Origin of the sequence: Ensifer sp. 4252 (assembly GCF_050434565.1) — a bacterium.
Taxonomy (GTDB): Bacteria; Pseudomonadota; Alphaproteobacteria; order Rhizobiales; family Rhizobiaceae; genus Ensifer.
On sequence record NZ_JBNDIU010000036.1, the window covers coordinates 22,886 to 44,432 of the forward strand.

Sequence of the window (21,547 nt, forward strand, 5' to 3'; positions counted from 1 at the left end):
CCGATCGCGACATCATGGAGCGTATCCGCCTACTCTCGCTGGACGTAGCCGTGCTCGCGATCACCCATCGGCGAACGGTGATCGCTCCAACGGATATGATCGTCAATCTTTGATCAGAGAGTGCGAAAGATAGCTAGAGACCCGGCCGTCGCTCGTGGCCAAAACCGCAGACGACGCCGCAGACATATCGGCCGAGCGTGCCAGGCGCGTGGCAGCAAAGCTGCTGGCGTCCTTTCTCGCGCGGCTTGACCGGTTAAAAGGGTCACACAGAAAAGTAAGCCGCCGGTGTCTCGATCATCTGCCCGACCGATTATATCGTCGCCGCACCCCGGACAGTCTTCATCCCGCTCCTTTCTCGATATGCGCAGAATGGCGCTGCTTCGATGAAATGCTGCTGGAGGTCACGAGGCTGGATATCGTCTGCTATCTCAGCCAGATCGCAACAAGGTTGATCGACCAGGGATCGCTCTCAGGCCCGAACTGCGGATTTTTCAGGACAAGAGGAATAGATCCAAGCTCCCTCGACGCGTGGGTCCAGTTATCGGTCGCGGCTCAGAAAGCCGTAAATCGGAGTGCCTGCGCGCATTTCATGAGGCATTTCCCGACGAGGAGTTCGTGCAACAAGTCGTTTCGCAATTACCCTGGGACCATAACGTTAAGCTCATCGAGGCGCTCAAGGCTCCGGAAGAGCGGCTTTTGCCCGTCAGGCAATCGAATACGGGTGGTCTCGCCTACCAGATCGAAAGCGGTCCTATCTACGGCAGGGAAAGGCGCTGAGCCAGCGATTTCATCGATACCCGCCGTCAGGGCAGATATCTCCGCCAAGCCTACAACGGCGGTAGCGAAGGCTTGCACAACACTGAAAATCACACGAAGGGCATTCTGCGTCGTCTCTCAACGCGGCGGATTCTGAGATGCACGAGTAAAACGTGAGGGCGAAATTGTCTAACGCCGCTTCGCCAGCATAGATCGAGACAGCACAACCGCGAGGCCGATCAGAATTGTCGCGACGATGAAGAGGAATGCCGCTGCCGCTATCGCCGGGCTGATGTTCTCGCGGATACTGGAAAACATCTGCCGGGCCAGCGTACGCTGGTTGGGACCAGCGACAAAGAGCGTCAGCACAACCTCGTCCAGCGAGGTGGCAAAGGCCAGCACCGCGCCGGAGAGCACCCCGGGCATGGCGAGCGGAAGGGTCACGCGGCGGAAGACCGTTGCGGGCGAAGCGCCGAGGCTTTGTGCGGCGAGTTCCACGCGCTCGTCGATGCCGGCAAGCGCTCCGATGACGCTGACCACGACGAAGGGCACGGCGACGACAGTGTGGGCGATGATCACGCCGGCATAGCTGTTCGTCAGGCCGAAACCCGCAAGCAGCACCTGCATGCCCACACCGAGCACGACAGCGGGTACCACCATGGGGAGTAGGAAAAGTGTGCGTATCGACCCGCGGAAGAAGAGGAGGCGGTTGCGCAAGCCGAGCGAGGCGGCGGTGCCAAGGACGGTCGCGAGCAGCGTCGTGCCCGTCCCGATGATCAGGCTGTTAAAGATCGCCCGCCGCCAGGCATCCGCCGTGAACAACTCCTCAAACCAGCGCAGCGACCAGGACGGGATCGGGTAGGTGAGGATGACGCTCGAGGTGAAGGCGAGCGGCAGGATGGCGATGAGTGGCGCTACGAGAAAGAGGATAGTCAGCGAGGCGAAAGCGAACTTGGTGAGCTTCATCGGCATGACCTAGCGCCTCCCCGGCTCGTCAGTGGAGAGCCGCGCATAGACACTGTAGAGCAGCAGCGTCGCGACAAGCAGCACGACGCCAAGCGCCCCGGCCATGCCCCAGTTCGCAGAACCTGTGGCATAGAAGGCGATGATCGAGCTGATCATCTGATCGCCCGGCCCGCCAATCAGTGCCGGCGTGATGTAGTAGCCAATCGCAGAAATGAAGACGAGGAGGCTGCCGGAGGCGACGCCGCGCAGGCTCAGCGGCAGCAGCACGCGCAAGAACGCACGCAAAGGTGGCGCTCCGAGCGAGGCGGCCGCCGGCATCAGGTTCTTCGGGATGGTAATCAGCACCGAATAGATCGGCAGCACCATGAAAGGCAGCAGCACATGGGTCATGGCGATGATGACGCCGGTGCGATTGAAGATCAACGGCAGCGGCGCATCGATCAGGCCGAGCGTTTGCAGAAGGTCGTTGATCAGCCCTTGTTCCTGCAACAGGATGAACCAGGCGGCGGTGCGTACCAGAAGCGAGGTCCAAAGCGGTAGCAGCACGGCAGCCAGCATCAGGTCGCGCTTCCAGCCGGTAAGCGAAGCCGCGATCATTGCATAGGGGAAGCCGATACCGGCGCAGGCGAAGGTGACGAGTGCGGCGATCCAGAAAGTGCGCACGAGGATAACGCGGTTGACGGACCGGTCGGCTGGCAAGTGCTCGATATCGCCGGCGGCATTGCGGCCGAGATCGACTGCGGCGAGCAGGTTGCGATCGGTGAGCGGCGAAAGCGCATCGGCAATGGCCAGCCAGAATTCCGGTTTCTCCCAACGCTTGTCGATGGAGACGAGGTCGGCGGGCGGGTTCGCCATGTCGTCGAGCGCGCTGGTCGTCTTGGACATGAGCGTGCGGAAGCCGGAACGGGCGCTGTTGAGGCGGCGGACCATATCGCCAAGCGCCTGGTCGTCATCGACGGCCCTCAGGTCCTCCATCAGCGCCGTTTGCATGGGCATGGTCGGCGGCGACTTTCGATCCCAGTCCGTAAGCACTTCGGCGCTACGTGGAAGCAGGCGCAGCACGGCCGGATCCGACACGGCCTGCGACATCATGCTGAACAGCGGCCAGACGAAGAAGCCCAGGAGGAAGAGAAGCAGCGGCGCTAGAAGAACGAGCGACCGCCCGGCCCGGGACAAAACTGCACTCATGGCGCGATGACCCGGCAATCGCCGGCTGAAAAGGCCGCATAGACCTTGGTGCCCGGCGGGAATTCGCGCGATCGGCGACCGAGCTTGGCGATCAGCGGTTGCGCGGCGTTCTGCAACTGCACGCGAAGATGATCGCCCTGATAGACGGAATCGGTCACTTCCGTTTCCAGGCAATTGCGCGCTTCGCTGCGCGTTTCGCTGAGATCGACCCGCTCCGGCCGGATGGAGAGAAAGACGGGCTGGCCGGAGGCGACGCTGCCGGAAACGGCAGAAACAATATGCGCGCCGGACCGCAGGCGCACGGTCGCCTCCTGCCCCTGCACCGCCTCGATGACACCCTCGACGAGATTGGTCTCTCCGATAAATTCCGCGACGAAGCGCGTCGCCGGTTCGTCATAGACCTGCCGCGGCGTGCCGATCTGCTCAATCTTACCCTTGTTGAAGACGGCGACGCGGTCCGACATGGTCAGTGCCTCCGACTGGTCATGTGTGACGAAGACAATCGTCACGCCGAGGCGGCGGTGCAGGTCGCGAATGTCGAGCTGCATCTGCTCGCGCAACTGCTTGTCGAGCGCGCCGAGCGGCTCGTCCATCAGCACGACGCGCGGCTCGAAGACCAGCGCGCGGGAAAGCGCCACACGCTGTTGCTGCCCACCGGAGAGTTGCGAAGGCCGGCGGTCGACGAAGGCCGACAGCTGCACCATGTCCAGCGCCCGCGCCACGCGCTCGGCGATCTCCGCCTTGCCCAGCTTACGCATCTGCAAGGGGAAGGCGACGTTCTCGCCGACCGACATATGCGGGAACAAAGCATAACTCTGGAAAACGACCCCCATATCCCGCTTGTGGGTCGGCACGTCGTTGATCGCCGTCCCCTCCAGCAGGATATTGCCGGAGGTCGGCTGCTCGAAACCAGCCAGCATCATGAGGAGCGTCGTTTTGCCGGAGCCGGAGGGGCCGAGCAGGCTTACGAACTCGCCCTTCCCAATGCCGAGAGCCAGGTTTTCAACCACGCAGAGCGGGCCGTAGAATTTAGTGATGCGGTCAAATCGAATGAACTCGGCCACGGAAGACTCCATCGCTAGAGGCGAAGGATGCGCCACCCGGGAAACCCGTGGGAACGCATCGGCCCATCCAGGAAGGGCGCCCGTCCGGGCGCCCTTCGCGGCGGATGCTCTTACTGGGCGAGCCAGGCGTTGAAGCGCTGCGTCAGCGTCTCGGCGTTGTCGATCCAGAAGTCCACATTCAGCGAGATCGACTCCTTCATGTTCGACGGATCGGTCGGCAGGTCCTTGGCGAATTCCGCCGGAACCTTGGCTGCAGCTTCCTTGTTCGGGAGGCCGTAGGCGACGAATTCCGGCAGCTTCGCCTGATGTTCGGGCAGGCTTGCGAAGGCGATGAAGTCCTGTGCAGCGTCCTTGTTTTCCGCATCCTTGAGCACCACCCAGCTATCGACGGCGTAGATGCTGCCCGGCCAGACGACCTTGAAGTTCTTGCCTTCCGTGCGGTTGATGCCGGTGATGCGGCCGTTATAGGCCGACGTCATTGCCACTTCGCCGGAGGCGAGGAACTGCAGCGGCTGGGCGCCCGATTCCCACCAGACGATGTGCGGCTTCAGCTCGTCGAGCTTCTTGAACGCGCGCTCGACCCCTTCGTCGGTCCCAAGCACGTCGTACAGTTCGTCCTTAGAGACGCCATCGGCGAGCAGTGCGAATTCGAGCGTATATTTCGGGCCCTTGCGCAGCGAGCGCTTGCCGGGGAATTTTTCGACGTTCCAGAAATCCGCCCAGGAGGCCGGGCCCTCCTTCAACTTGTCGCCGTCATAGGCGATCGCCGTCGACCAGACAATGGCACCGACACCACAGTCATTGACAGCGGTATCGAGGAACTTGTCTTTTCCGCCCATCTTGTCCCAGTCGATCTTTTCATAGAGACCGTCGGCACAGCCGAGCGCCAACTCTTCGGCTTCCACCTGCACGGCATCCCAGTTCGGTGCGCCAGCCTTGACCTTCGACTGGATAACACCGATGCCGCCGTCCCAGGCTTCGTCGAGCACAGGCTTGCCGGACTTTTCGGCGAAGGGCTTGAAATAAATGTCGCGCTGCGCATCCTGATAGTTGCCGCCCCAGGAGACGACGGTCAGATCCCGCGCGAATGCTGGTGCGGCAAGGCTTGCAGACAGCACGACGACAGCGGTCGCCAGAACACCCGCTTTAAAGATAGTCTTCATTGCACTCCCCTTTTCTTCGTTTGTGAAGGACCGACGTCAGCCTCCGGCCCCCGTTGACGATCTCATGCGGACTGCTGACCCGTCCCTGTCTTTGGCGTATCGCGATGATTGCAGCCTCTCCGGTCGTCGCGCCCTTTCTCCCCGGGCGTTTGTCCGACCGAATGAAGCATTCTGGTCCTTATCCGTCAGCGGGGGATTTTCCCCGGGTGACCATCGTCACACGTGTTGACCTCCGTTGATGTGAATTTCCGCGCCGTTGATGTATGACGATGGCTCGGTGCAAAGGAAGTAGATGGTCTCCGCGACTTCGCGCGGTTCGCCCAGTCTTCGCATCGGCACTTCCGCCGCCACCAATTCATCCGTTCCGGGCGACAGGATCGACGTTTCAATCTCGCCCGGCGCGATGGCATTCGCCCTGACCCCGCGTTGGCCGAATTCGTGCGCCATTTCTCGGGTCAGTGAGCCAAGCGCCGCCTTGGACGCTGCATAAGCAACGCCCGCGAAGGGGTGGACCCGCGTGCCGGCGATCGACGTAACATTGACGATCGAGCCCTTCGCCGCTTCCAGTTCTGGCATGAGCGCGCGGGCGATCAAAGCAGTCGAGACAAGATTGACATTGAGCACGTGCGTCCAGACATCGGCCTCGGTATCCAGCACACCGAGGCGGCTCTTGCCCGGCCCCTTCGGCGAAATGCCGGCGTTGTTGACGAGCGCGTGCAGCCGGCCGTTCGGCAGGCGCTCGCGCACCGTCGCTGCCAGGCGGTCGATCTGCGTGAGATCCGCGAGGTCGGCCTGGATATGGCTTTCGCGGGCGGAGGGCCAGGCGCATTCCTCGGAAAAGGATTGACGGGAAACGGTGAGAATGCGCCAGCCCTTCGACTGGAAGAGCTTCACCGTCGCGTGACCGATCCCGCGGCTCGCCCCCGTCAGCAACATGTAACGGCATTCTTCGGTCATGAGCGTATCTCTGTTGATGCTTGATACATCGTAATGGGCGCCCCGTGAATTGCAAGCTTCCTCTTCCCAGCGGTGTCAGGCCCGGCGCGCCTCCTTCTCCGTGCTACGTTCGATGCGCTCGAGGATCGGCTTGCCGCCGAGCAGAATATCGTCGACGATCGCCATTGAGGCGGCGGCGGGATCGTGCCGTTTCAGCGCTTCGACGACCGGGTAGTGATGGTCGATCATGGCGCGTCCGCCCTCTATATAGGCATCGGAAATGTGCGGTCCCATCTGCAGCCAGAGCCGACGCAGGATGCCGTTCAGCACCGGGAGCCCTGCGATCTGCGGCAGCAGGAAGTGGAAGGCCTGGTTGAGTTGCGTGCCCTTCAGCCGGTCACCAGCCTCGATTGCCTGTTCGTTTTCGCGCAAGATGCGTTCCAACGCCTCGATATCCGTGCTCGTCGCCACCTGGGCGGCAGTTTCCGCCGCCAACCCCTCCAGCCGGACACGGATTGCGCGGATCTCGCGGTAGCGGTTTTCGCTCAAACCCGGGATGCGAATGTCGCGCGGCGAGCGGAAGGTGATCGCCTCGTCATTGGCAAGCCGAAGGATGGCGTCGCGTATTGGTGTGACGCTCGTGCCGAATTGTTCCGCCAGATCGCGGATCTTCAGCCGGTCGCCGGGCTGGAATCGTCCTTGGATCAGTGCATCGCACAACGCACCGTAAACGGCGCTGTTGAGGTTCTCATGATCTAGTGACGTGAATTGAGGCATGGAATTGGTCCGCAAAATCGAGTAACAAGATACTTGATGCATCTTTTTGGGCCTGTTTCAAGTATGACGTGTCGCGCGCATCTTCCGCCAAACGGCTTGCCGCGGCGATGTAGCGGCGCAGTGGTCGGCAGATGGCACGGACACTCGAAGGAAATGCGGGAAACCGCACCAACGGAGCAAACATGACGGAGCCATCGCCCACCGCCAAGAAGGCCGATTCCATGTCGGCGACGTGGAGTGTAACATCGCTTGCCGATGCCGAGGCCGCGGTGGCGCAGGTCTATGGCATGGGCGGCACGATCAGGCGGCTTTCCAGCGAAAGGGACGAGACCTTTCGTTTCACCCGCTCGGACGAAACTGACTTCATCCTCAAAATCGCCAATCCCGCCGAGGACCGGGCCGCGCTGGAATTCCAGGACGGTGCGCTCCTGCATCTGGAGGCTGCCGCCCCCGCCGTACCGGTACCACGTCTCCTACTCACGAAAAGCGGAGAGCCGAGCCACACGCTTTCCACAGCCGATGGCCCGCGCATCATGCGCCTGCTCACTTTCCTGCGCGGCGAATTGCAGTACCGCACACCCGCCTCTGAGGCGCAGAGCCGCAACGTCGGCCGGGCACTTGCGGAACTCGGGCTTGGCCTTGAGGACTATGACGGACGCCCGCCAGCGGGAAAGCTGATGTGGGACATTTCCCACACGCTCGATCTCGTCGCCGTCGTCGGCCATGTCGCGCCCGAACGTCGGGCGCAGGCGGAAACCGTGCTGGCGGAGTTCGAGCGGGCGCTTCCCGCCATCAGCAAGCTCAAGCGGCGGCAGATCATCCACAACGACTTCAACCCCCACAATGTCTTGCTCGATCCGGCCGCACCCACCGCGGTCGTCGGCATCATCGATTTCGGCGACATGGTCCATGCGCCGCTGATCAACGACCTTGCCGTCGCGCTTTCCTATCACCTGGCGACGGAAAACTGGGCGGCACGCACCAGCTCCTTCTTGGAGGGGTTCCTTTCGGCACGTGCGTTGGAGCCTGCCGAAATGGAGCTTCTGCCGGTGTTGACCCGGTCGCGGCTGGCGATGTCCCTCATCGTCGCCGAGTGGCGCTCCACCCGCTTCCCGGAAAACCGCGACTATATCATGCGCAACCACGCCACCGCCTGGCGGGGGCTTCAAAACATATCCGATCTGACGCCGGCCGGGCTGAAAAGGCTCGTGCCCAACCTTTCCGAGGCCTGATCATGTCGATGGTGAATGCTTTCTCGCGCGAAGATTTCGAACGGCTCGACGAAGCCGAACGGGCGCTGATCGCGCGCCGGGAAAAAGTGCTCGGACCCGCCTACCGCCTCTTCTATGAAAAACCGTTGCATCTCGTGCGCGGTGAAGGCGTATATCTCTATGACGCGGCCGGCGAACGATATCTCGATGCCTACAACAACGTCGCCTCGCTCGGCCATTGCCACCCGCGCGTGGTGGAGGCGATCACCAGGCAAACCGCTGTGCTTAACACCCACACGCGCTACCTGCACGAAGGCATCGTCGAGTATGCAGAGGCGCTGACGGCCACCTTCCCCGAGGCGCTCAGCCAGGCCATGTTCACCTGTACCGGCAGCGAGGCGAATGACCTTGCGGTGCGCATCGCCCGCTTCGTCACTGGCGGCACAGGCATCATCGCGACGGAGCTTGCATATCACGGCCTCACGAGCGCCGTCGCCGAATTTTCGCCCTCACTCGGCGAAGCGGTAACGCTGGGGCCGCATGTGCGCACAGTGCCCGCCCCGGACAGCTACCGTCATTCCGCCGAAGAGATGATGGAAAAGTTCGGCCGCGATGTACGCGCGGCGATTGCCGACCTGAAGCGCCACGGCATCAAGCCGGCCATGCTGATCACCGACACGATCTTTTCGAGCGACGGTATTTTCGAGGGGCCGAAAGGCTTTCTGAAGCCGGCGGTAGACGCCATCCATGAGGCAGGCGGTCTCTTCGTGGCGGATGAAGTACAGCCCGGCTTCGGCCGCACCGGTGAGGCCATGTGGGGCTTCGAACGCCACGGCGTCGCGCCCGATATGGTGACGATCGGCAAGCCGATGGGCAATGGCTACCCGATGGCCGGCATCGTTCTGCGCCCGGAGGTCATTGCCGAGTTCGGTCCTCGGGCGCGCTATTTCAACACGTTCGGCGGTAATCCAGTTGCTGCCGCCGCCGGCAAAGCTGTGCTGGACACGATCCGCATTGAAGGGCTCCAGCAGAATGCGCTGGTGGTTGGTCGCTACCTGATGGACAGGGTGAAGAGCCTCACAGCTACCCACCCGGTGATCGGCGACGTGCGCGGGTCTGGGCTCTTCATCGGCGTCGAGATCAGCGCCGACCCGGCCACAAAGCGTCCTGACGCGGCCCTGACGACGCGCATTGTCAACGGCCTGCGGGAGCGCCGCATCCTGATCAGCGCGTCTGGCCCCAATGCTAACGTTCTGAAGATCCGTCCCCCCCTCATCTTCTCCCGCGAGAACGCCGACATGCTGGCTGATGCACTCGCCGACGTGCTGAAGACGCTCTGAAAGAAGGGTAATCGGGTGGTGTGAGGCTAAATCCGCAAAGAGCAAGTTTTGGCCGGATCCCTGCCTCAGGTTGCCATTCAGGCAACAACTTTCCAATGCGCATTGCGATCGGAGCATGTAGGAGTCCGACAGCTAGCGGGTAGAATCTGACGCCTGGTACCCGCGCAAAAACCTCCGTCCCGGTCGTGGAAGGCCGGTTGCATTTCATGCGCAATGTGCCGGCGCAGCCGGCAAGAGCGGTCGCCGTGTTGTCTCTGCCTTCATCGCTATCGCCTTCGCCCAGGAGGCCGTGAGCAGACAATGGCGCAACCCAGATCCGTTGGCGCCCCGTCACAGAAACCGATGCATGATCAAGGTACCGCCAGACACTGGTATCGTGCTCTATTCGCTTGGTTCTTTAGGGCTTCCAGTTGCCGATTTGAGCGATTCGAGGTGGGTGCGACAGGCTGTTTCGACGAGATTAATGAGTGCACCGGTCCGGCCCAGAAGCCAAATCAATGCTTCCTCGGTAATTTCATAGTGCCGGGAATAACGTGCTTTTACATAGGCTTCATTGACAATATTAAACCAAGCGGCGAAGCGTTGCTGATCGCGCGGCCAGATCTCCGCCAGCTCGCGATGCTGCTCTTCGGCGCGACGCCGCAGGAAGTTCAGGTTATGGGAGGCTGGGCTGTAGTTCGTCAGAACCAAAAGAAGTGTGGCGTATGCTTGTTCGATCGACTGATGCAGGAGGAAGGCGGCCTCCTTCAGGTTGTTTTCGCTCACGCAAAATCGAGCCGTCTTAGAAAATACCCTTGCATGCGGGAGACGGTCCTCGAAATAATTCGTCGCGATCCGCAATGCATCCACTTTTGAAAGCGGTCTTGGGACAGCTAGTGGTTCATCATCAAGTTCGTAGAGCACGATGCCATCGTTTCGAATCTCAACAAAGAAATATTGACCTTCGTAGAGAGAGGTATTCACTTCGCGACGGGAGTGGACGATCAAGCTAGGCGGTGTTTCGATCCCAGAGAGCCGCAGCAAGCGGTCCTGCGCTTTCGCCCAGTAGCGCGCGAAGTCCGTGAGCTTGCTATTGTTCACAACAACAAGGATATCGTAGTCCGAGCGGTAACCCTTTTTCGTGTGCGGCTCATCCACCCAGTTTCCGCGTGCGTAGGAACCAAACAAAATGATCTTCAGTATGCGGCCGCGTTTCTTGAAGTCAGCGGTGCCGTCCTTCAGTGCGTCCTCGAACTCTTCATGCAGCACCTCGACAACGCGCGCGAGCTCACGCTGCTTACGCTCAGGAAGATGAGCAATACTCGACCTCATCGGCGCGTGGCTATGTTGTGGGCCCTGCATTCGTCAACCTGTGGCATATGATTCGCGGCAGTCTAGACCGATGCTATGGCAGTGAGAACCCTAGCAATATTATGAAACAGCAGGAAGATTTCAGCGCTAGCGCTTGACCCGACGATGCCATCCTAACCCATTGCCTGCACAGACTCGATCGCCTCCATACCACCGACCTTGCCGGCGTAAGCGGCCCAGACCTTCCGAGCGCCCGCGATCCATTGGTCGCGATCCACTGCGGCATGAATGCTCGCGCCACCAGCTTTTGCCGTCTCGACCGAAGCCACCTCATCGGCAACGATCAATGCGTTGAAATGCTGCGCACCCTCTGTAGCGGCATCCCGGAAGACCTGTTGCTCCTCGGCTGAAAGTCCGTTCCAGAACGGTTTAGCAAAAACGATCGCGCCAGATGCCCAGATGTGGCCAGTCTCGATCACATCAGGGACCACTTCGTAGAGCTTGAAGCCGGCATAGGCGGACTTCGTCAGGTCCATGCCATCGACGACGCCGGTTGCAAGCGCGTTATAGGTCTCGGTGATCGGCAGGCCGACGGGAACGGCGCCGAAACTCTCCCATAGCGTTGCATGCAACGGGCTCTGGATGACACGCAATCGCTTGCCGGCAACGTCGCCGGGACGCGTGAGCGATTCCTTGGCAAGCAGATGTCGTGCACCGTAGTTGACATAATCTCCGACAATGAAACCTTCCCCTTCGAGCTTCGCTTTCAGCACGTCTCCCGGCTTGGAAGTAACTGTCGCGCGCACATGGGCAGCATCGCGGAAGAGAAACGGCATATCGAAAAGCTGGCTCTCGGGCGCCCAGGCAGACAGGGCCGAAAGCGTGGAGAGGCTGCCCTGGATGGCACCCAGACGCAGTCCCTCGTTGACATCTTTTTCGCCACCGAGTGCTGCATTCGGCACAATATTGAAGGAAAATCGTCCCGGAAGCTTTGCTTCGACGAGATCGCGTATCTTGAACCAGATTTTTGTTTCCGGCTTGTTTTCACCCAGCAGCGAAGCAATGAGCACGGGGCGTGCCGCCGAGGCCCGTCCCATCAAAACCGGCGTGGCAATTGCTGCGACGCCGGTTGCAAGCAGGCGCAGGTTGAATGCACGGCGATTGAGGCGAAGCATATCCATTCCCTCCTTGGGGTTCAAAAGCAGGCGGCAAGCGCCGCAGAAAAACTGAGAAGTGCAAGCGCCGACAGCAGCGCGAGCAGATAGGGCCGCGATGCGGAAAACAGTGCGACCACGGGGACACCGGAAGCGTTGCCGACGGTCTGCACGAGGATGCCAACGGGTGGCGTCAAACCGCCGATCATCAGATTGACGACCAGGATGACGCCGAAATGAGTTGGGTCGATACCGGCCGAGACGGCAACAGGCAGCGTGAGCGGCGCAAACAGCAGAATCGCCGCACCGATATCGAGGAAAAGTCCAACGCCGAGCAAAAGTAGATTAAGCGCAGCAATCACGATAAACGGATTGGACCCAAGCCAACTCGCAGCAGACGACACCTGGGCTGCGATGCCATCAACCGCGATAAGAAACGCAAAAGGGGCAGCCGAGCCGATCAACAGCAGAATTGCCGCAGTTTCGCGCGCTGATTGCCGGAAGGCAGCGCCGATTTCTTGAACAGCCGTTCGCTTTACGATGGCCGCAACCAAGGTATAGGCGGCCGCAAGTGCGGCAGCCTCGGTAGGTGCCACCACGCCGGCGCGAATGCCGGCAACAACGATGATGCCGAGACCGAAGGCGGGCAGCGCCCGCACGCCAAATCGTCGGCACTCTCCTGCCGAGGCCCTGTTGGCGCTCGCTGCCGTCGCACCGTTGAGATGGATGGCAACTGCAAGCGTTGCCGCCATGACCAAGCCAGCAACAAACCCGCCTGCCAAGAGCTTGCCGGTCGATAGGTCCGCGGCCGCAGCAAGGATCAAAAAGGCGATCGACGGCGGGATGATGTTGTCGAGCACGGAGACGGCGGCAATCAGCGCACCAGCACGCTCTGGAGGCATCCCGCGGGCAGTCAGTTGCGGCATGAACGCGGCGGTACCGAACGCTGCATTGGCGATCGACGAGCCGGAGGCTCCGGAAAAGAGAACGCCTGTTAACAGAACCGTTTGACCGAGCCCGGCGCGGCGGTGGCCGACAAGGGCGGCGGCAAAGCGAACCAAGTCACGGGCGATCCCGGAGGCTGTCAGAAGCGCGCCGGCGAGCAGGAAGAATGGAATGGCAGTGAGCAGATATCGGGACAGGCCGGACAATGCGGCCGCCACCATGGCCTCCTCCGGCATCGACGCACCGAAGGCAACGGTAACATAGGCTGCAGCGATGAAGGCATGGGGTAGCGGCGTTCCGCCAAGAATTGCCGCAAGTGCAAGACAGCAAAGCATGACGCTGGGCGATGCTAAGCCCAGGGTCGGCGCGACGCCGGCCGCCCAATGCAATCCGACGGCAACCGAAAGCATCAACACGAACGCGACAAGCCGGCTTTCCGCCAGGTGGCGGAGCAGAATCGCAACGATCGCCAACATGCCCCCGGCGCTCAGCATGGCCGGACGCAACCCTTCTGAGAGACCGAGTGACGGCGACACGCCACCAAGATCCAGTGCCGCCTTGCCGCTGCCGGAGATCACCACGATGCAGGCAAGCAGGGTGATGGCGCCGGAAAACAATGCGCGCAGGTCCCGAGGTGCGCAACGCCTCGTCCAAAGCGATGTTTTGCCGTTGCGACGACCGACGCTCTGCGACAAACCGCGCGCGGCTAGTGCTTGACCCGACGCCGGTCCTCGCTCGAACAGATCGATCCGCAATCCGCTAGCGGTCGAGGCCAGCGGCAAGCCGATTGAGACAAGTGCCACAAGCAACCAACTTGCGGCTTCCTCTGCACCAACGAAACCGCTTGCCGCCACATATCGCAGAACAACCGAGAGTGTGACGGTGGCGAGCAGGAGCGCAAGCAGAAGCGCCCCGCCAAGCTCGAGCGTCCGCTCCAGCCGCAGCGATAACGCTTGGGCGACGCTAGCGAGCATCGGGTCGCCACCAGCGATGGAAGTGATGGACCGGGCCCCGGCCCTGCCCGACGTTGAGATCGCCAGCGGCGACGATGGCGGCATGCAGATAGTCCTTGGCGGCTACAACTGCATCCACAAGAGGCAGCCCACGCGCGAGCCCGGCAGCAATCGCCGCCGACAGCGTGCAGCCCGTGCCGTGGTCATTCGTGGTTTCGATGCGCGACGCCATCAGCCGAACGGGCTCCCCCCCGTCGAAGAAGACATCCGTAGACTCGGGGCCGCGCCCATGTCCGCCCTTGATCAACACCGAACGAGCGCCGGCCTTCAGAATGATCTCGGCCTGATGCGCCATCTCTGCCTCATGCATCGCGATTGCACGGCCGGTCAGCAATGCCGCCTCCGGCAGGTTGGGCGTGGCTATCAGCGCCAGCGGCAGCAACTGCTCCCTTAGCGCCGCAATTGCATCCGGCCGCAACAGCGGGTCACCGGATGTGGCGACCATTACAGGATCGAGGATCGCCATTTTGCCGTATCGGCGAAGCCCCTCGGCGATGATCGCGATCGTCGCCTCGCGAGACACCATGCCGATCTTCACGGCGCCAACGGCGAGGTCCGAAAACACCGCATCGATCTGCGCGTCGACAATTGTCGGCGAGATATCCTCGACCGCCACTACACCTCTGGTGTTCTGCGCCGTGATCGCGGTGATGACGCTCGCGCCGTAAACGCCGAGCGCGGAAAAGGTCTTGAGATCCGCCTGAATGCCCGCCCCGCCACCGGAATCGGAGCCCGCAATGGTGACAGCAATTGCGGTCATCGCGCAGCCTCCTTCAGGGCCCCATCGACACAAGCGCGCAATTCGCGTGTGGCCACTGCTGGATCTGAAGCAGCGAAGATCGTTGAGATCACCGCAACACCATCGGCTCCGGCGGCAACAACCTCCGCGACCCGCGGCGCATTGATGCCGGCAATAGCGCCAACCGGCAGGTCCGGCTTGGCCGCCAGAAGCGCAGCACGAAGCCTGGCGAACCCTAAGAGGCCAACCGGCGGATCGGGGTTGTGCTTCGACAGCGTCTCATAAACCCCGCCGATGCAAGCATAGTCGATCGGCGAGGCGATCGCCGCCTCTGCGTCCGCTTCGTTCTTGACCGTCAGACCGATGATCGCGGTATCGCCCATGATCGATCGCGCCATTGCCGCATCCATATCGTCCCGACCGAGATGCACGCCATTGGCGCCCGCTGCGAGCGCCACGTCGACGCGATCGTTGACGACGAAGGGTACGCCGGTGTCGGCAAGGGCAGCGCCGATCGCCCGCGCCTGTTCGATCATCGTCCGCGTCGCGTTGGTCTTGTCGCGGTACTGGATCAACGTCGCACCATTCAGCGCGGCGACACGCGCGAGACCAGCCAAATGGTCCCCGTCTCCAAGACGTGCGTCGACGAGGGCATTGAGGCGATAATTAACCTTCGGCATAGGAAATCCTGGCATTGGCAATGATGTCGTCGGGGCGGAGCGCTGCGAGCGCATCGCGGAAGGCGGCCTCGAACGTCCCGGGCCCATTCGAGCTTTGCGCGGCGATTTCGGCGGCGATGCCGCTCGTCAAAAGCGCACCCGTGGCTGCCGTCAAGCGATCCGGCTCGACGGCCATGAAAGCCGCGATCAAGGCGCCGGAGAGGCACCCGGTTCCCGTGACTTGCGCCATATGGGGGTGGCCGTTCTCAACCCGGATCCTATGTCGATCCAGCGTGAGTTCATCGACCGGCCCGGTCTTGATCTTCAAGACACCATTGGCCCCCCCGATAAGCTCCATCTCGCTTGCATTGCCACGAACAACGGAAGGTCCGGATGCGATGAGTTCGCGGGCGAAGGCAAGCCGCGACGGCGAATAGTCGCAATGTACGGGATCGACGATCCAAGGCTTGTCCGCATCGCGCGCAGCGGCGGTTGCCAGACGGATTGCCGTGCGGCGCTCTTCATCAAGCGTACCGAGGTTGACGACGAGCGCATCGGCGCGGCGGGCAAATGCCTCGACCTCCTCCGATGCCGATGTCATCGAGGGGATCGCACCCAACGCTGCTAACCCATCGGCTACAAACTTCTGCACCACCGTGTTCATCAGGCAATGCACCCGCGGCCGCTGCTCCCGCACAAGCGCCAGCGATGCAGCAGCATTTTCGACGAGACTCGATGTACCGGTCATCGGATTTCCACCGCGATATCGTCGACAGCAGGTGCCTTATCGATCAAGCCACTTTCGGCGAGAAAAGCGCCAAACCGCTCGTATCGGCCACGGTCAAGCGCCGCCGGCCTTTTGGCGAAGCGCGGCAGCGTGTCCGTAAATGCGCTGCGGTTAAGTTCGTCATCCAGGTTCGGATAGGCCCTGACGAACAGCTTCCAGGCTTCATCCGGATGATTGGTGAGGAAAATCGCCCCCTGCTCCGCCGCCGCCAGGAAGGGCTGTAAGCGCTTGTCGGAAACCTTCGCTCGGTCGGAGACGAAGATGAGCTCGTCATAGACAGGAACGCCATGCTCTTCGGGGAAGAAGGACCGGCCTTCATGCCCCTCGATACGCATCTGTGTCAGCTCGAAATTCCTGAAACCGCCGATTGTTGCATCGACCTTGCCGGCAATCAGCGACGGCGACAGCGCGAAGTTGACGTTGATCAGTTCGACGTCTTCCTTCTTGAGACCGGCCGAGGCAAGCATTCGGCCGAGCATCGCATCCTCGAAACCGGAGACGGAAAAGCCGACCTTCTTGCCCTTCAGATCGGCAAGGCTGCGGATCGGACCGTCGCCAAGCACGGTGACGGTGTTGAGCGGCGTCTCGACCAGAGTGCCAATGCGAACCAGAGGGAGGCCCGCGGCATGGTCAAGATAGAGGTTCGGCTGATAATGCACGCCGATATCCGCCTGCCCAGCTGCGACCAGACGCGGCACACTCGAAGGGTCAGCCGGTGGTACGAGTTCGACATCGAGCCCTGCCTTTTCGAACAGGCCGAGCTCCTTGGCGACGACGATCGGGGCGTGGTCGGGATTGACGAACCACTCAAGCATCACCGTCAGTTTTTCTCCGGCTATTGCGGAGCCGGCTGAAAGGACGACGCCGAGCGCGAGGCCGGCGGAAAGCAAAGATTTGCGGATCATGATGTTATGAACTCTCCCAATTGATTGCAGAAATTCAGGTTTCTCGGGCCCAGTGCGCGAGTGGACGGGTTGCCTCATCGACGAGAAGCCTGAGGGCGACGGCAAGCACCGCAAGAATGGCCATCGCAGCAAAGACGACATCGGTCTGCATGCGGGCATTCGCCTGGACGATGACGAAGCCGAGGCCGGCCGAAGCGCCGACCCATTCGCCGACGACCGCGCCGAGCGGCGCCAAAGGAGCCGCAACGCGCAGGCCAGTCACCAGCCCCGGCAACGCCAGCGGCAATCGCACAAGCCGCAGGGCCTGCCAGTGGCTCGCCTTGGTCAGCGCAACGGCATCAAGGATCTGCGTATCGGTACGGCGTAGACCGTCCGAGAACGCAGACACAACAGGAAAGAAGATGATGATCGCCGCCATCACGATCTTCGAGACCATGCCGAAGCCGAACCACAGCACCAGCAATGGCGCGATGACGAAGACGGGAAAGGCTTGAAGGACGAGTACGAAGGGCCAGACAAGCTTTCCGAGCCGCGGAAAAGCCGCAAGTCCGATAGCCGTTGCCACGCCGAACGCCGTACCAACCGCGAGACCGGCCAGCATTTCGGCAATCGTCACAAGGCTCTGCTCAAGCAGAAATGCAGGCTGTCGCGCAAACACGGCCAGCACCTCGATCGGCGTCGGTAACAGATAGCGGGGCAGCGCAAAAACAAACACCGCCGCCTGCCAGAGGACAGCCAACACAACTAGGCTACGCACAAATGTGAACGGCAGGCCCATAGCCGGTCAACCGACGCAGCAACCCAGACAAAATGCGAACCCGCCATCTGGCGACAACTTGGCAAACGACAGCATCGATCGATCTCCAGACAAAACATCAAGGAGACCCAGGTGAAAGCGAAGACGCGATTAGATTGCCGAAAGCGGCTCTTTTCCCGTTCCTACGCCGGCATGACCCGGATCAGGTTCAAGGGTCCGGCTCACCGCCATCTCAGCACTGTCAAGTGCTCCCCTCGGAATGAGAGAAAACTAACCATAGAACAATGGTTGTCAATATCATCACACCTGAACGCGTCAGAAACGACGCAATTCAGCGTCAGATTCCTCTCCCTGATCATTTGACCCGCCCTCTGCTGGAGAGCGACTAGCGAATACTCACTAGTCTGCCCCGAGATGCCTTGACTGCTTCCAACAGACAATGGGAAAATAAAGTTGGGAAAACTTGCCGACCCGATGTGAACTCTAATGTCATAAGGTTACAGAGTGACTTTCATTGAAAGCCACTAGAGCTTTTCGAAGGCGATGAGACTAACCAAACAATGCTAAATGGTAGGCGCACAGCGCACACACTAATGGGTTGGAATAAAATTGGGAACTGCAGAAATCAACGAGTACTGGAATTACTACTATCTGCACTCTAAACAAAAGAAAGATCCTAGTTCGTTCGCGACATTTATAGCAGATTCGTATCCCGAAAGACGTTACATTATCGACTTAGGGTGTGGAGATGGTAGGGATTCTGTTTTCTTCGCTGCGCAAGGGCGTTCAGTTATTGGCATAGACGCTAGTGTCGCCGCTATCGAGGTGTGCAGGTCCCGACTGGCTGGCGAAGATGAAAATTGTCGATTTCTTGTCGGTAGTATCACCGATGGCTCGTTGACAAACACGATGCTTTTTAATGACTTGGTCGTCGCTGATAGCATTATCTACTCAAGATTCTTCCTACACGCGGTAACGGAAGACGTCGAGGATTGCTTACTGGCAACCGCCAGCGAATTCCTGCACAAGGGTGCATTGTTATGTATGGAGTTTCGGACAACCGACGACGAGAAGTTGGTCAAAGTCGAGAAAGAGCATTTTCGACGGTTTATTTCTCCGAGTATAGTTCTAGAGAAATGTCGACGCCACGGCATGAGCCAAGTATACTTAGAGATTGGGAACGGCCTCGCGCCCTATAACGGCGAAGACCCTATAGTTGCTCGCATGATTCTTTCTGGAAACGTTACAGATGCTATTGACAGTTGATCAGGAACACAACAGAGAAAATTTCCTGCGGGTTTATAGCGTCGTAAAGCATCTCAATGCGTTTCCCTTCTTCGGTACGCTTCTGGGCCTCACTCGCGAAAACGATATCCTCAGCCATGATGATGATGTCGATTTCTATGTCGACATGAAGCATAGAGACGAAATTATAGCACGAATCCGCGATCTTGGTTTCGAACTTGATGAAAACGTGTATCCGAATACTACTCAGTACTTCCTTCAGGGGCGTCGAGAGATTGACGGCGTCGTCACCTTTGTCGACTTCTATCTGTACGAAGACAAACAGGAGTGGCCTTACATACTAGATAGGTGGAATTTCCCGGGGATGCCGGAAGATGAAACGATGCACCTACGGGTCGATAAAAGCGCAGTGTTCCCCCTAACGGCTCGTATCTATTTTGGGGTGGAGGTAATGTTGCCTGCAAACCCAGAGGAATGCTGTAGGTTTCTATATGGTGACGAATGGAAGCAGAAGCGGTCGAAGGCTGATGGCGAGTACAGGGTTGTTCTCCATAATTACCGTCCCGTCATAGCTACAAGGGGTGGCCTTACACTAGCGCTGCTAGATGAAAGGGTGACTCTCCAAGAGGAGAATAGGAATCTCGTTGGCAATAACGAACGCCTCGCAGAAGAGGCCCTACATCTATTAAATAATTGCAATGACTTACGCACCGAAATCGACGACCTTCATACTGAACGGGATAGACTTACTATCGCATTGGCAAGCGCCCAGCACGAAATTGAGCTTAACATAGCCGACAGGGAAGGACTTCATGCGCAACTGGATCAGCAGAAACGGGAAGCGCAAGTAATTATAGCTGAGAACAGCCGTGTACTAGCTGCCTACAGTGGCATGCTTTCCTATAATGCAAATCTGGAGAAACGACTGCGTGAAGTAACTGACGAGAAAGACCATCTCGGGTCGATTCTCGATGAGAAGATTTGCACGCCCACCGTTTTGACTCAGATCCTATTAGACAATAGGCTCCCAATATTATCCAAACTCGCGGAGCGGAAGGAGATGAAGCGATTGAGCGGAATTGGCTTCAATAGCGATATCTATTTAAGTAGAAATTTGGATGTTCACAAAACTGGAATGAATGCGCTACGCCATTTCGTGCGATACGGAAGAAGAGAAGGCAGAAGGGCATACTTTTACTAGAGCCTGACTCGTGATCCACGCCTGTGCTGAGACGATGGATTTCTAAGTTCTTGGCCAGTCTTCTGCATCGCCCCAGCCACGCGTAGGTCCGCTCCAAGACCAACTACGCGGCAGGATTTCGAAACTCATAGCCTTGTCGGAACGCCTGATGATTTCGAGCGTCCAGCTGCCGATTTTCCGCAATCGCGTTTTCAGCTTGTCACCCGCATAGCCGAAACATGAAGCACTCATGGCCACCCCACTCGTATTTGGAGCGCTTGCCGATGGAAATTGCCTGTGTGTTGTAAGAACGTGCAGACTATGTGGCGCACCTAATCCGGGGGCCAGCGGCGTTGCGGACAGGTACAAAAATCGTTAGTTTCGTCCTGCAACAAAGCCTGGTGAGATATGCAAACATTGATTTCGAACGATGCCAAAGGCCCATCGAGCGGCTTTAGGCAAATGATGAATGTTATGCATGCGGTAATCCTAAGGGACATCAGAAGCAGGTTTTTCAACCACGGGCTTGGCTTCTTGATAGTCCCTCTATTACCGCTTGCGCATGTGGGCTTACTTCTGACGATCTATCATGTCACGAACAGAGAAGTGGTGTTTGGCGATGACCTGCAGCTTTTTTTTGCCACTGGGTTAGCACCCGCGTTGGGCTTTAACTACCTCTCTCGCTTTATGTCTGTCTCGTTGCAAGCCAACAAAGGAATGACAGCCTTTCCGGTAGTTCGCGTGTTGGACATCATGCTGGCGCGCGCATTCCTTGAATTCATGGGAATGAACCTAGCGATCTTCGTGCTGTTAATAGCGCTCACAATCTCTGGGTCGGATATCTTCCCGCGCGACCCTGCCGCCGCTCTGCAGGCGTATGCTGTAACGATGACAATGGGTGTTGGCGTCGGCATCATCATTAGTGTTTTTGCGGCTATATGGCCGCTGGCAGCGCTGTTTTGGGCTTTATTCATTGTCGTCCTATATCTCGCCTCGGATGGCCCCATCTACCTTCATGCCTTTCCTGGATCTGTTCTTCAAGCCGCGTCTTGGAACCCGGTTTTTCACGCCGTACAGTGGGTTCGATCAGCCTACTATCCTGGCTACCCAACCGAATATCTCGATAAAACCTACCTAATAAGCTGGGCCTTCGCGAGTGTCGCGGTTGGTCTGTTGCTAGAGCGGTTGTTGAAGAGACAAATCCTTAGGGGCTAGGCGTGTAGGCGTGTACGTGCCCTCACTTGGATCTTTATTGTCAGCATGCATGCTGCCCCCAGTCGGGAGAGACCAGTGCAGCAAATCAGGTATATTCACTCGCCGCAGTCAGTCATGAAGAGCGGAGAAATGGTTTCCTTCCGCTCGGTGGATAGGTCTGGTCTTCCGTCTGCGCATCATGTCCTCGCTCAAAAACACGAGGGCAAAGTGCCAGATCGGCGCTCACGAAAATCGATCTAAATCCGCCGCTATGCCTG

General features: G+C 59.4%; 20 protein-coding genes, 2 pseudogenes and 1 riboswitch. Of the genes and pseudogenes, 7 read left to right on the forward strand and 15 right to left on the reverse strand.

Going from position 1 to position 21,547, the window contains the following annotated elements:
- The first annotated feature begins 528 nt into the window (after window positions 1–528).
- Window positions 529–777 (forward strand): DUF1016 N-terminal domain-containing protein, encoded by a 249-nt coding sequence (locus tag ABIE33_RS33495; RefSeq protein ID WP_429133067.1) that lies wholly within the window; start codon window positions 529–531, stop codon window positions 775–777.
- Between the two features lie 168 nt (window positions 778–945).
- On the opposite strand, the gene ABIE33_RS33500 is transcribed toward ABIE33_RS33495, so the two are convergent.
- From ABIE33_RS33500 to ABIE33_RS33525, 6 genes are all read right to left on the reverse strand, one after another.
- Window positions 946–1,728, reverse strand: coding sequence for an ABC transporter permease (locus ABIE33_RS33500; RefSeq protein ID WP_429133069.1), 783 nt, complete (start codon window positions 1,726–1,728; stop codon window positions 946–948).
- A gap of 3 nt (window positions 1,729–1,731) precedes the next feature.
- Window positions 1,732–2,910 carry an ABC transporter permease gene (locus tag ABIE33_RS33505; protein ID WP_429133071.1) on the reverse strand — a complete coding sequence of 393 codons (1,179 nt, stop codon included), beginning with the start codon at window positions 2,908–2,910 and terminating at the stop codon, window positions 1,732–1,734.
- Window positions 2,907–3,986, reverse strand: a complete 1,080-nt coding sequence (locus ABIE33_RS33510) for an ABC transporter ATP-binding protein (protein WP_429133073.1) — start codon at window positions 3,984–3,986, stop codon at window positions 2,907–2,909. The genes ABIE33_RS33505 and ABIE33_RS33510 overlap by 4 nt, the downstream gene beginning before the upstream one ends.
- 98 nt (window positions 3,987–4,084) lie before the next feature.
- Window positions 4,085–5,137, reverse strand: coding sequence for an ABC transporter substrate-binding protein (locus tag ABIE33_RS33515; protein WP_429133075.1), 1,053 nt, complete (start codon window positions 5,135–5,137; stop codon window positions 4,085–4,087).
- 216 nt (window positions 5,138–5,353) lie between these two features.
- Window positions 5,354–6,094 carry an SDR family NAD(P)-dependent oxidoreductase gene (locus tag ABIE33_RS33520; RefSeq protein ID WP_429133077.1) on the reverse strand — a complete coding sequence of 247 codons (741 nt, stop codon included), beginning with the start codon at window positions 6,092–6,094 and terminating at the stop codon, window positions 5,354–5,356.
- 75 nt (window positions 6,095–6,169) lie between these two features.
- Window positions 6,170–6,850: a GntR family transcriptional regulator gene (locus tag ABIE33_RS33525; protein ID WP_429133079.1), complete on the reverse strand. Its 681-nt coding sequence runs from the start codon at window positions 6,848–6,850 to the stop codon at window positions 6,170–6,172.
- A 182-nt stretch (window positions 6,851–7,032) separates the two neighbouring features.
- On the opposite strand from ABIE33_RS33525, the gene ABIE33_RS33530 reads away from it, so the two are divergent.
- The 3 genes and pseudogenes from ABIE33_RS33530 to ABIE33_RS33540 form a co-directional block, all read left to right on the forward strand.
- Complete coding sequence (locus tag ABIE33_RS33530) at window positions 7,033–8,082, forward strand: phosphotransferase (RefSeq protein WP_429133081.1); 1,050 nt, start codon at window positions 7,033–7,035, stop codon at window positions 8,080–8,082.
- A gap of 2 nt (window positions 8,083–8,084) precedes the next feature.
- Window positions 8,085–9,401, forward strand: coding sequence for an aspartate aminotransferase family protein (locus tag ABIE33_RS33535; protein WP_429133083.1), 1,317 nt, complete (start codon window positions 8,085–8,087; stop codon window positions 9,399–9,401).
- Window positions 9,402–9,595: 194 nt separating this feature from the next.
- Window positions 9,596–9,732, forward strand: a pseudogene (locus ABIE33_RS33540) (IS256 family transposase); the annotation flags it as partial.
- A gap of 50 nt (window positions 9,733–9,782) precedes the next feature.
- Here ABIE33_RS33540 and ABIE33_RS33545 read toward each other — a convergent pair.
- From ABIE33_RS33545 to ABIE33_RS33580, 8 genes are all read right to left on the reverse strand, one after another.
- Window positions 9,783–10,712, reverse strand: a complete 930-nt coding sequence (locus tag ABIE33_RS33545; RefSeq protein WP_429133105.1) for a nucleotidyltransferase and HEPN domain-containing protein — start codon at window positions 10,710–10,712, stop codon at window positions 9,783–9,785.
- Between the two features lie 152 nt (window positions 10,713–10,864).
- Window positions 10,865–11,866, reverse strand: a complete 1,002-nt coding sequence (locus tag ABIE33_RS33550; RefSeq protein WP_429133107.1) for a TRAP transporter substrate-binding protein — start codon at window positions 11,864–11,866, stop codon at window positions 10,865–10,867.
- Window positions 11,867–11,886: 20 nt separating this feature from the next.
- Window positions 11,887–13,764 carry a TRAP transporter large permease subunit gene (locus ABIE33_RS33555; protein ID WP_429133085.1) on the reverse strand — a complete coding sequence of 626 codons (1,878 nt, stop codon included), beginning with the start codon at window positions 13,762–13,764 and terminating at the stop codon, window positions 11,887–11,889.
- The gene (gene thiD, locus ABIE33_RS33560; protein WP_429133087.1) at window positions 13,754–14,563 is read right to left on the reverse strand and encodes a bifunctional hydroxymethylpyrimidine kinase/phosphomethylpyrimidine kinase; all 810 of its coding nucleotides are present in this window, start codon (window positions 14,561–14,563) and stop codon (window positions 13,754–13,756) included. Before thiD ends, ABIE33_RS33555 begins: the two co-directional genes overlap by 11 nt.
- Window positions 14,560–15,222, reverse strand: coding sequence for a thiamine phosphate synthase (gene thiE, locus ABIE33_RS33565; protein ID WP_429133088.1), 663 nt, complete (start codon window positions 15,220–15,222; stop codon window positions 14,560–14,562). The genes thiD and thiE overlap by 4 nt, the downstream gene beginning before the upstream one ends.
- Window positions 15,209–15,949, reverse strand: coding sequence for a hydroxyethylthiazole kinase (locus ABIE33_RS33570; protein WP_429133090.1), 741 nt, complete (start codon window positions 15,947–15,949; stop codon window positions 15,209–15,211). The genes thiE and ABIE33_RS33570 overlap by 14 nt, the downstream gene beginning before the upstream one ends.
- Window positions 15,946–16,890 (reverse strand): ABC transporter substrate-binding protein, encoded by a 945-nt coding sequence (locus ABIE33_RS33575; protein ID WP_429133108.1) that lies wholly within the window; start codon window positions 16,888–16,890, stop codon window positions 15,946–15,948. Before ABIE33_RS33575 ends, ABIE33_RS33570 begins: the two co-directional genes overlap by 4 nt.
- A gap of 37 nt (window positions 16,891–16,927) precedes the next feature.
- Window positions 16,928–17,671, reverse strand: a complete 744-nt coding sequence (locus ABIE33_RS33580) for an ABC transporter permease (RefSeq protein ID WP_429133092.1) — start codon at window positions 17,669–17,671, stop codon at window positions 16,928–16,930.
- Window positions 17,672–17,812: 141 nt separating this feature from the next.
- Window positions 17,813–17,915, reverse strand: a riboswitch (TPP riboswitch).
- A 344-nt stretch (window positions 17,916–18,259) separates the two neighbouring features.
- Here ABIE33_RS33580 and ABIE33_RS33585 point away from each other — a divergent pair.
- Both ABIE33_RS33585 and ABIE33_RS33590 read left to right on the forward strand, forming a co-directional pair.
- Window positions 18,260–18,916 (forward strand): class I SAM-dependent methyltransferase, encoded by a 657-nt coding sequence (locus tag ABIE33_RS33585; RefSeq protein WP_429133094.1) that lies wholly within the window; start codon window positions 18,260–18,262, stop codon window positions 18,914–18,916.
- Complete coding sequence (locus ABIE33_RS33590; protein ID WP_429133096.1) at window positions 18,900–20,096, forward strand: hypothetical protein; 1,197 nt, start codon at window positions 18,900–18,902, stop codon at window positions 20,094–20,096. Before ABIE33_RS33585 ends, ABIE33_RS33590 begins: the two co-directional genes overlap by 17 nt.
- On the opposite strand, the pseudogene ABIE33_RS33595 reads toward ABIE33_RS33590, so the two are convergent.
- Window positions 20,043–20,309 (reverse strand): annotated as a pseudogene (locus tag ABIE33_RS33595) (hypothetical protein); the annotation flags it as partial. The gene ABIE33_RS33590 and the pseudogene ABIE33_RS33595 overlap by 54 nt on opposite strands.
- Before the next feature lie 174 nt (window positions 20,310–20,483).
- On the opposite strand from ABIE33_RS33595, the gene ABIE33_RS33600 reads away from it, so the two are divergent.
- Window positions 20,484–21,290: an ABC transporter permease gene (locus ABIE33_RS33600; RefSeq protein ID WP_429133098.1), complete on the forward strand. Its 807-nt coding sequence runs from the start codon at window positions 20,484–20,486 to the stop codon at window positions 21,288–21,290.
- Window positions 21,291–21,547 lie beyond the last annotated feature (257 nt).